Raw genomic sequence first — 355 nt, forward strand, 5'->3', positions numbered from 1 at the left:
GCATTGTTGCGCGAGACTGCAAGAAATTTTCATGTTGCGCAAGAAAATTCGTTGTGTCACCTGTCCTGCAAGACGCCCGACTGCAATAATCCGGGTGGCGAGACACGGGAGGAGACGGCTCATGAGTCCTAGCGGACGCGTCCTGCGCGAGCGCCTCGAACGGCTGGTCCAGGGCATGACCGAGCTCAGCCATGACGGCCGCTACAGCGAGCCCAATCTCGACGGCTCGGCAGGCGACTATATCAGCTTCAATTCGTGGGAATGGCCGCAAGGCGTCGGCCTCTACGGCCTGGTCAGGCTGTGGATGCTGAACCGCGATCCCGCGTTGAAGGGCCTGATCGAGCGCTGGTACGAG

1 protein-coding gene is annotated in these 355 nt (G+C 60.8%); it reads left to right on the plus strand.

What is annotated here, in order from left to right; all coding sequences use genetic code 11:
- Nucleotides 1–121 precede the first annotated feature (121 nt).
- The coding region (locus AC1D0P_RS32635; RefSeq protein ID WP_477680507.1) for a hypothetical protein at nucleotides 122–355 on the plus strand (234 nt) is incomplete at its 3' end.

Source organism: Polaromonas sp. P1_G2, from assembly GCF_056405515.1.